A 9,230-nucleotide genomic window follows, 5' to 3' on the forward strand; every position below is an offset into this window, starting at 1 on the left:
GCTTCCTGGTGCGGGGGGACGGCCGCGGTCGTCGCGGCCGGCGACCCACCGTAGCGGGCGCGCGGGCGGGCTACCTCCCGCCGCGCTCCCGCGTGCGCCGCCACCGCAGCAGCCGCTCGTCGAACCGCCGGTCCACCCGGCTCTCGACCTGCCGGGACAGCTGCCGCGACACCTGCTCGTCGATCTGGGCGCGCAGCTGGCGCCGCTCGGCGCGCAGGAACGCCGTGTGCTCGGCGTGCAGCGCGCGGGACGTCGAGACCACCATGCCGATCATCACCACGCTGAACGGCAGCGCGATGAGGATGGCGGCGGTCTGCAGCGCGGTCAGACCGCCGGCCAGCAGCAGGGCGATCGCCAGCACGCCGCCGAGGGCCGCCCACACGACGCGCAACGGGGTCCGCGGGTGCGGGTCGCCGCCCGCCGCGAGCATCGACACGACCAGCGCGCCGGAGTCGGCGGAGGTGATGAAGAACAGCGCCACCAGGATGATCGCGCCGATCGACAGCACCGCCCCGCCCGGCAGCCCGGCGAGCAGGTCGAACAGCGCGTTCTCCGGCACGACCTCGCCGTCGGGCCCGACCAGCCCGCCCTGCCCGAACAGCTGGCGGTGCAGCGCCGAGCCGCCGAGCACGGAGAACCACAGGAAGCACACGATCGTCGGGACCAGCAGCACGCCGCCGACGAACTGCCGGACCGTCCGGCCGCGGGAGATCCGGGCGATGAACACCCCGACGAACGGGGACCACGAGATCCACCAGCCCCAGTAGAACGTCGTCCACGCCGCCTGCCAGGCCTCGCCCTCGGCGCCCGCGTACGCGGACACGTTGAACATGAGCGGGATCGCCTGGGACAGGTAGGTGCCGATCGACTGCACGAACTCGCGCAGCAGGAACAGCGTCGGCCCGAGCACGAGCACCGCGACCAGCAGCACCCCGGCCATGGAGACGTTGATGTTCGACAGCCACTTCAGGCCCTTGTCGAGCCCGGACACCACGGAGAGCGTCGCGACCGCGGTGATGGCGATGATGAGCACCACCTGCAGCGTCGTCGAGCTCGTCGCGATGCCGGTGTGCTCCAGGCCGGCGGTGATCTGCAGCACGCCCAGGCCGAGCGACGTCGCGACGCCGAACACCGTGCCGACGACGGCCGTGACGTCGACCGCGTCGCCCAGCCGGCCGCGCACCCGGTCGCCGAGCAGCGGCTCCAGGGACCACCGGATCGACACCGGCCGGCCCTTGCGGTGCACGGTGTACGCGATCGACAGCCCGACGACCACGTAGATCGCCCAGGCGCTCAGGCCCCAGTGCAGGTACGTCTGCGACATCGCCTGCTGCGCGAGCTGCTCGGGCGTGCCGGTCACGCCCGGCTTCGGGTCGGCGTAGTGGCTCAGCGGCTCGGCGACCCCCCAGAACACCAGCCCGATGCCCATGCCCGTCGCGAACAGCATCGAGAACCAGGTCATCAACGGGTACTCGGGCTCGTCGTCGTCCTTGCCGAGCGTGATGTCGCCCCACCGGCCGACGCCCAGCCAGACCGCGAACGCCACGAACCCCGCGACGAGCGCCACGTAGTACCAGCCGAACGCGCTGACCACGTGGGTCTGGACGGAGCCGATGACCTCGCTCGCCGTGTCGGGGAACAGGATCGTGAAGCCCGACACCACCGCCACGACGGCCGCCGAGCCCCAGAACACCGCCCGGGACGTGCCCCAGGGGCCGCGGCCGGTGCCGGGTCTCGGCACCCGCTCGTCGGTCGCGGTCTCGGTCGTCGGTGTCGCCACGGGGGTCCTCTCGGCGGTCGGCGGCAGGCGGCGACCACCCTAACCAGGCAGGTCACCACCCACCACAGGATCGTCCTGCCCCTCGCACGGCGCGCGGCGGACCGGCCGCCGTGCGCCCGCCGTGCGGGTGTCCGTGCCCCCGCCTAGCGTGACCGCCATGACCGAGCAGACCCCCGACCCCACCACCGACGCCACCAAGGACCCCTCCGACTGGGTCACCGGCGACGAGCCGATGACCGGCCCGCAGGACTCCTACCTGCACACGCTCGCCCGCGAGGCCGGCGAGGAGGTCCCGGACGACCTGACCAAGGCTCAGGCGTCCGAGATGATCGACCGGCTCCAGGGCGAGACCGGGCGCGGCGCGAGCTGAGCCCCTCCGGCGCGGCGCGGCCCGGGGTCAGCCGTCCCCGGGCTCGCGCAGCACGGGCCACGCCCCGTCGGAGGTGTTCGCGATCACGGTGACCGTCACCCCGGTCGCCGGGTCGTGCCGGGTGCGCGCCGAGACACCCGCGTCGTAGCCCTCCAGCACCAGCTCGCCGGTGTCGAGGCCCAGCCAGAACCCGCGCCCGTACCGCATGCCCTCGTCCTCGACCACGTGCAGCGACTCGGTGAGCCGGGCGACGGTGGCCGGCGTCACGAGGCGCCCCGCGGTGAGCGCGCGCCAGAACGCGGCCAGGTCCGCCGCCGTCGTGACGAGGCCCCCGTCGCCGCTCCCCCGCACCGGCAGGTGCAGCACGTTCGTGCGCGGGCCGTCCTCGTCCAGGTAGCCGACCGCGAGGTCGGCGGCGGGCTCGTCGGACCGCGGGTAGCCGCTGCGCGTCATGCCGGCCGGGACCAGCACCCGCTCGGCGACCAGGTCCGGGAACGGCACCCCCGCGACCCGCTGCGCGACGAGGGCGAGCACGACGTACCCGGAGTTGTTGTACGCGAACCCGGCGCCCGGCTCGGACACTTGCGCGTGGGGCGCGAGCATCGGCAGGTACGCCTCGGTGTCGTCCAGCACGTGCGGCGGCAGGGTCAGGACGTAGTCGGTGATCGCGCCGCCGCCGGACTCGTCCAGGTAGTCGCCGATCCCCGACGTGTGCGCGAGCAGGTGGTCGACGGTCACGCGGTCGTCGACCAGCGGCAGGTCGTCGCCGAGCACCGGGCGCACGGGGTCGTCCCAGCGCAGCCGGCCCTCCTCGACCAGCGAGGCGATCGTCACGGCGGTGCACCCCTTCGCGACGCTCGCGACGCCGAACCGGTGGTCGGGCGACGTGGGGACACCTCGCGCGCGGTCGGCCCAGCCGTACGCCCGCGCGAGCAGCACCTCCTCGCCGCGGGACACGTGCACGACGCCGCTGAGGCCGGAGGCCTCCGCGCGGGCGTGCAGGGCGGGACCGAGGTCCTCGGGGGCGGTCGTCGGGCGGCGGTGCTCGGCGGTCATGCGGCGACGCTACGGCGGCGCCTCACCGGGGTGCGAGCCGATTTCCCCGCGCGCCGGGTGCCCGTCACCAGCCCCAGGACGAGTCCGGGTGCTGCTCCGGGCAGGCGTCGGCGCCGTCCGGCAGCTTCTCGAAGTGCCACACCTCGTTGGCGTAGGTCTGGCACAGCCCGAAGTCGAGGCCGTGCTGCGCGAGCCAGTACGCCCCCTCGGTCGGGCCGACGTCGACCGCCAGCCCCTGCACGTGCGCGGAGGACTCCGGCGGCAGCACCCAGCGGTAGGCCTCCGGGACCCCGCGCGTCGCGACGGCGTCGTCGACGAGGCGCTGCTGCTCCTCGGCGGTGCGCTTGCCGGAGGTGACGCGGAGCTCGACACCCTCGGCCTCGGCCGCGGCCCGGGCGGCCTCGAACCGGGCGGCGAGGTCCGCGTCGACGCCGTCCAGGCCGTCCGCACGCGGCGGCGCGTCGGGGCCGGCGCCGTCGGCCGCACCCGACGGGTCCTGCGACGCGGGGTCGGCCGTCGCGACCGGGACCGCGGGCAGCGCGTCCGGCGCACCACCGGCCCCGGTGGCGGTGCAGCCGGCGAGCGCGAGGGCGGCGACCGCCCCGGCGAGGACGGCGAGGCGGGGCCGGGTGCGGGTCGGGTGGGCTGGTTCAGGTCGGCGCATTCCCCGACGCTCCCCCGCGCGGGGCGTGCCGCGCGTCGCCCTGCGGGCCGACCCGCGGGACCGCCGGTCAGCCCCCGGGTGGACGGTGGTGCGGTGCACGCCCTCCCTGCGGAGGTGGCGGGTGGAGATCACCGCCTCGGGTCACCAGGCCCGCGCGGCGGACCACCGGACGACCTCGGGCGCCGCCGGGCCGGTCCGGCGGCGCCTGCGTAGGTACCGGACTCGTCCCCTCGGCACGGCGACGGCTGCGAACCTGGCCGGTACGTCGGTGCCGGGGTCGGCCCGCACCGCGAGTCCGGCCGCGCGAGGAGGGAACCAGGTGACGACCGACAGGGCGACGGTCCCGGCGAGCGCGGCCGGCGACGGCGCACGCTCGCTGCGCGCCGACCGGGCCCGTACGGCGGCGGCGCGGCGGCTGCTCTCCGCCGTCGGCGCGGAACCGCTGGAGCAGGTGGTGCGGGTCGTCGGGCGCGCGCTGGGCGCGGAGGCGGCGCAGGTGTCGCTGCTCACCGACACCCGGACGGTCGCCGCCACCACCGTCCCCGCCACCGTCGGTTCCACCGCCGACCTCGCCGACGCCGTGTGCACCATCACCGCGGCGACCGCCGCGCCGCTGGTCGTGACCGACGCCCGCGAGGACCCGCGGCTGCGGGACCTGCCCCCGGTCGCGGGCGGGCGGGTGCGCTCCTACCTCGGCGTCCCGCTCGTCGACACCGCGGGCCACGTGCTGGGGTCGCTGTGCGTGTACGGCCCGGACGTGCGCGGGTGGTCCACGACGGACGTGCACGCGCTGCAGGGGCTCGCCACGACCGCGGTCGCCGCCATCGAGGCAGCCGTCGGGGCGGGCGCGCGCGACGCCGACCGGCTCACCCTGCTCGCGGCGATCAGCGAGGACCTCGCCGCCGCGAGCGACGTGCGCGACGCCGTGCGGCTGCTCGCCCGCCGGCTCGTCCCGGCCATGGGCTCGTGGTGCGTCATCACGCTGGCCGACGAGCAGGGCGCGCTCGAGGACCTGGCCAGCTGGCACGCCGACCCCGAGCAGCGGGCGGCCGTCGCCCGGTACGCCGCGCTGCGCCTGCGCGCGCTGACCGCCGACTCGATGCTGCACGAGGCGCTCGGCACCGGCCGTCCGGTGGCGGTGCGCGACGGGCGGACCACGCTGCCGGCGATGGTCGCGGGGCAGGCCCGGGCCGTGCTCGTCGCGCTGGCCCCCGACGCCGCGTACGCCGTGCCGATGCGCGCGTCCGGCCGCGTCGTCGGCGTCATCTCGCTCTACCAGGACCCGGGGGCGGAGCCGCTGACGGCGGACGACCTGGCCACGCTGGTCGAGGTGGCCGACCACGCGGCGCGGCTGCTCGGCAGCGCCCGGCAGCACGAGCGGCACCGGGAGATCGCCGAGACGCTGCAGCGGGCCCTCCTCCCGGACCCGGCCTCGCCGCCCGGCGTCCGGGTGGCGGCCCGGTACCGGGCGGCGGCCTCCGCCGCCCAGGTCGGAGGCGACTGGTACGACGTGCTCGACCAGGGCGAGCGGGGGTGCCTGCTGGTGGTGGGCGACGTCATGGGGCACGACACCCTCGCCGCCGCCGCGATGAGCCAGGTCCGGACCCTGCTCCGGGGCGTCGCGCACCTGACCGGCGCGCCCCCGGCGGTCCTCCTCGGCCGGCTCGACGACACGATGGCCGGGCTCGGGGAGGAGACGATGGCCACCGCGGTGGTCGTGCGGGTCGAGCCGACCGCCGGCACGGGCGACCTCCTCGTGCGCTGGGCCAGCGCCGGGCACCTGCCGCCGCTGCTCGCGACCCCGGACGGCGAGGTCCGGCCGCTGGCCGCCGAACCCGAGCTGGTGCTCGGCTGCGCACCCGGCACGCCGCGGGTCGGGGCCGTGACCGCCGTGCCCCGCGGGTCGCTCCTGCTGATGCACACCGACGGGCTCGTCGAGCGCCGGGGTGAGGACCTGCGTGCGGGGTCGGCGCGGCTGGCGGCACTGGTCCGCGACCGGGTGCTGCGGGCCGGCGGCCCTGCGGCGGTCGACCCGGACCGGCTGCTGGACGAGGTCCTGGACGCGATGCTGCCGGCCGGCGTCGGCGAGGACGACGTGGTCGCGCTGGTGGCGGTGCTGGACGAGGACGCACGCTGACCGAGCGCGTGCCGGCGACGGTCACCCGACCCGCGCGGGCCACCCCGTCGCCGCTCCCGCGTCAGCCCCGCACGCGGGTGGCCCAGAACGCCACGGCGCCCGCCGCCGCGACGTTGAGCGAGTCCACACCGCCCGCCATCGGGATGCGCACCGTGAGGTCCGCCGCGGCGATCGTCGCGGGCTTCAGCCCGTCGCCCTCCGCGCCCAGCACCAGCGCCAGCCGCTCGGGCGGGTCCGCCTCCAGCGCGTCCAGGCTCACGGAGTCGTCGGAGAGCGCGAGCGCCGCGGTGACGAACCCCGCGTCGCGCAGCACGTCGATGCCGCCGGGCCACGGGTCGACCCGGGTCCACGGCACCTGGAACACCGTGCCCATCGACACCCGGACCGACCGCCGGTAGAGCGGGTCCGCGCACCGCGGGGTGACGAGGACCGCGTCGACCCCGATCGCCGCGGCGGACCGGAAGGCGGCGCCGACGTTCGTGTGGTCGACGACGTCCTCCAGCACCGCGACCCGGCGCGCGCCGGCGATGACGTCGGCGACGGCGGGCAGCGGCGGCCGGTGCATGGCCGCGAGCGCGCCGCGGTGCACGTGGAAGCCGGTGATGGCCTCCAGCACCGCGGGCTCGGCGACGTAGACCCGCACGGGCTCGCCGTCGGGGTCGCGCGCCTCGAGCATCGCGGTGAGGTCCGGCAGCCAGCGCGGCGAGACGAGCACGGAGCGTGGCCGGTGCCCGGCCGCGAGCGCCCGGCCCAGCACCGTCGAGCTCTCCGCGATGTAGAGGCCCTTCTCGGGCTCGTGCCGGGAGCGCAGCGCGACGTCGGTCAGCGAGACGTAGTCGGCGAGCCGCTCGTCGTCGGGGTCGGTCAGGTGGACGATGTCGAGCGCGGGCACGCCCGACATCATCCCCCGTGCGCGCCTCAGCCCAGGAACTCGAGCGCGGCGGCGACGAGCAGCCGGCGCCCGGCGGCGATGGTCGGCTCGTCGAGCGGGGCGAACTGGGCCGTGTGGTTGCCGGGCACGGCCGCGGAGAACCCCGACTCGTAGCCGTCCGGGAACAGCGCCGGGTCCATGCCGCCCCAGAACCAGAACGCGTACGGCACCGGGTCGCCCTCGTACCGGCCCTTCGGCAGCCCGTACTCGGAGAAGTCCTCGGAGCCCATCAGCGGCTCGGCGGTCCGCACCGCGCCCTCGGGCAGGACGGCCCGCTGCGCCGCCATCACCCGGTCGACCACCTCGGCGGTGTTGACGGTGGCGGGCGGGTTCTCCCGCATGGTGATCGTCGGCGGCTCGGGGCAGCCCGCCGCCTGGGCCTCGGCGCCGACGATGCGCTCGACCGCCGCGACGGCGCGCGCCATCGAGGCGTCGGACCGGGCCCGCAGGTTCACGGTGAACGTCGCGGTGTCCGGGATGATGTTCGACTTCGTGCCCGCGTGGAACGTGCCGACGGTGACGACCAGCGGGTCCTCGGGCGAGGTCTCGCGCGCGGCGATCGTCTGCAGCCGGGTGATCGCGTACGCCGCGGTGAGGATCGGGTCGACGGTGACGAACGGCCGGGAGCCGTGCCCGCCGCGGCCGTGGATCGTCACGTCCAGGGTCGCCGCCGCGGCCATCAGCAGGCCGCGGGAGTGGTTCGCCACGCCCGCCGGCAGCGGGCCGACGTGCTGGCCGAGCGCCACGTCCGGCTTCGGGAACCGGGTGAACAGGCCGTCGGCGAGCATTGCGCTCGCGCCGGTCGCGGTCTCCTCGGCCGGCTGACCCACGACGAGCAGCGTGCCGGACCAGGCGTCCCGCGCCCGGGCGAGCGTGTCCACGGCGGCGGCCAGCGCCGTCACGTGCATGTCGTGGCCGCAGGCGTGCATCGTCGCGACGGTCTCCCCCGCCGGGTTCACGTCGGTGTGCCGGCTCCGGTACTCCAGGCCGGTCTCCTCCAGGATCGGCAGACCGTCCATGTCGGCGCGCAGCATGACGACGGGGCCGTCGCCGTTGCGGAGCACGCCGACCACGCCGGTGCCGCCGACGCCCTCGGTGACCTCGAGCCCGGACGCCCGCAGCTCGGCCGCGAGCGCCGCGGCGGTGCGGTGCTCGCGTCCCGAGAGCTCGGGGTGCGCGTGCAGGTCGCGGTAGAGGTCGCGCCAGTGCGCGTCGCGGGGGTCCGCGGCGTCGAGCACGCGGGCGGCGCGGGTGCGGTCGGCGACGGGGGCGGTGTCCAGGGCCATGCGGCGGGTTCCCTCCGGGGCGGGTCGGCGTTCCTCGCCGCACGCTACCCCGCGCGCGGTCGCCGGGCGTGGCGCAGGACGCGGCCCCCACCAGCGTCGCGACGCCGGACCCTTGCCGCGCGCACCCCCCGGGGGCCACGATCGGCCCATGCGGTACGGGGTCCTGGGGCCTGTGGAGCTCGTGACCGCGGAGGGGGCAGAGCCAGTCCGCGGCTCACGTCAGCGCGCCCTGCTGGCGGTGCTCCTGGCGCACCGGGGCGCGCTCGTCCCCCGGGAGCGGCTGATCTCCGCGCTGTGGCCGGACGGTCCGCCGCCGTCCGCCGAGCACACGCTGCACAGCCACGCGTCCCGGATCCGCGCGCTGGTGGGCGCCGACCTGCGCGCGGTCCCGGGCGGCTACCGCCTCGACCCCCAGGACCTCGACGCCGACCGGTTCGACCGCGCGATCCGGGCGGTGACCCGGGGCGCCGCCGCCCGGGGCTGGCCGGACGCCGGCCGCGTGGCGCTCGCCCCCGCCGCCGAGGTGCTGGCGGACGCGCTGGCGCTGTGGCGCGGGCCGGCGTTCGGGACGGAGGCGGACCTCCCGGAGGTGCAGGCGGAGGCCGAGCGGCTGGAGACGGCCCGGCGCAGCGCGTACGAGGCGCTCGCCCGGGCGCTGGTCGGCACGGACCCGGAGCGCGCCGCGCACGCGGCGGAGAGGGCCCTCGACGGCGACCCGTACCGCGAGGGCGCGTGGGCGCTGCTGGTGCGGGCCCGCACCGCCGAGGGCCGGCCCGGCGAGGCGGTGCTGGCCTACCTGCGGGCGGCGGCGGCGCTCGACGAGATCGGGCTGCTCCCGTCGCAGGAGCTGCGCGCCGCGCACGCGGCGGCCCTCGCGACGGGGCGGCCGGCGCGCGGCGTCCCGACCGCCGCGGACGGGCGTCCCGCCCCGCGGCCGGCGAACGCGGCGCGCGCAGCGCCCGCGACCGGGCCCGGCCGGGCGCGCGCCCGCCCCGCCGTCGAGGAG

Annotated in this window: 8 protein-coding genes; 3 read left to right on the forward strand and 5 right to left on the reverse strand. The window is 77.2% G+C overall.

Annotation, left to right across the window (positions count from 1 at the left end; translation table 11 throughout):
• Window positions 1-70: 70 nt before the first annotated feature.
• On the reverse strand, window positions 71-1,693 hold the full coding sequence (locus G6556_RS14415) for a BCCT family transporter (RefSeq protein WP_166942791.1): 1,623 nt from the start codon (window positions 1,691-1,693) through the stop codon (window positions 71-73).
• A gap of 244 nt (window positions 1,694-1,937) precedes the next feature.
• On the opposite strand from G6556_RS14415, the gene G6556_RS14420 reads away from it, so the two are divergent.
• Window positions 1,938-2,150 (forward strand): DUF3072 domain-containing protein, encoded by a 213-nt coding sequence (locus G6556_RS14420; RefSeq protein ID WP_166942775.1) that lies wholly within the window; start codon window positions 1,938-1,940, stop codon window positions 2,148-2,150.
• A 27-nt stretch (window positions 2,151-2,177) separates the two neighbouring features.
• Here the strand turns inward: G6556_RS14420 and G6556_RS14425 are convergent, their stop codons facing one another.
• Window positions 2,178-3,206 carry a serine hydrolase domain-containing protein gene (locus tag G6556_RS14425; protein WP_166942777.1) on the reverse strand — a complete coding sequence of 343 codons (1,029 nt, stop codon included), beginning with the start codon at window positions 3,204-3,206 and terminating at the stop codon, window positions 2,178-2,180.
• A gap of 64 nt (window positions 3,207-3,270) precedes the next feature.
• A complete protein-coding gene (locus tag G6556_RS14430) occupies window positions 3,271-3,870 on the reverse strand; it encodes a D-alanyl-D-alanine carboxypeptidase family protein (RefSeq protein WP_166942780.1) in 600 nt (199 codons plus the stop codon).
• Window positions 3,871-4,189: 319 nt separating this feature from the next.
• Here G6556_RS14430 and G6556_RS14435 point away from each other — a divergent pair, with 319 nt between their 5' ends.
• Window positions 4,190-6,007, forward strand: coding sequence for a SpoIIE family protein phosphatase (locus G6556_RS14435; RefSeq protein ID WP_166942783.1), 1,818 nt, complete (start codon window positions 4,190-4,192; stop codon window positions 6,005-6,007).
• Window positions 6,008-6,068: 61 nt separating this feature from the next.
• On the opposite strand, the gene G6556_RS14440 is transcribed toward G6556_RS14435, so the two are convergent.
• Together G6556_RS14440 and G6556_RS14445 are read right to left on the reverse strand one after the other, a co-directional pair.
• Complete coding sequence (locus G6556_RS14440; RefSeq protein ID WP_166942785.1) at window positions 6,069-6,908, reverse strand: RNA methyltransferase; 840 nt, start codon at window positions 6,906-6,908, stop codon at window positions 6,069-6,071.
• A gap of 17 nt (window positions 6,909-6,925) precedes the next feature.
• Window positions 6,926-8,224 carry an amidohydrolase gene (locus G6556_RS14445; protein WP_166942788.1) on the reverse strand — a complete coding sequence of 433 codons (1,299 nt, stop codon included), beginning with the start codon at window positions 8,222-8,224 and terminating at the stop codon, window positions 6,926-6,928.
• A gap of 148 nt (window positions 8,225-8,372) precedes the next feature.
• Between G6556_RS14445 and G6556_RS14450 the strand changes: the two genes are divergently transcribed.
• The coding region (locus G6556_RS14450; protein WP_205693514.1) for a BTAD domain-containing putative transcriptional regulator at window positions 8,373-9,230 on the forward strand (858 nt) is incomplete at its 3' end.

The sequence above is a fragment of the Cellulomonas sp. IC4_254 genome (genome assembly GCF_011603975.1).
GTDB lineage: Bacteria > Actinomycetota > Actinomycetes > Actinomycetales > Cellulomonadaceae > Cellulomonas.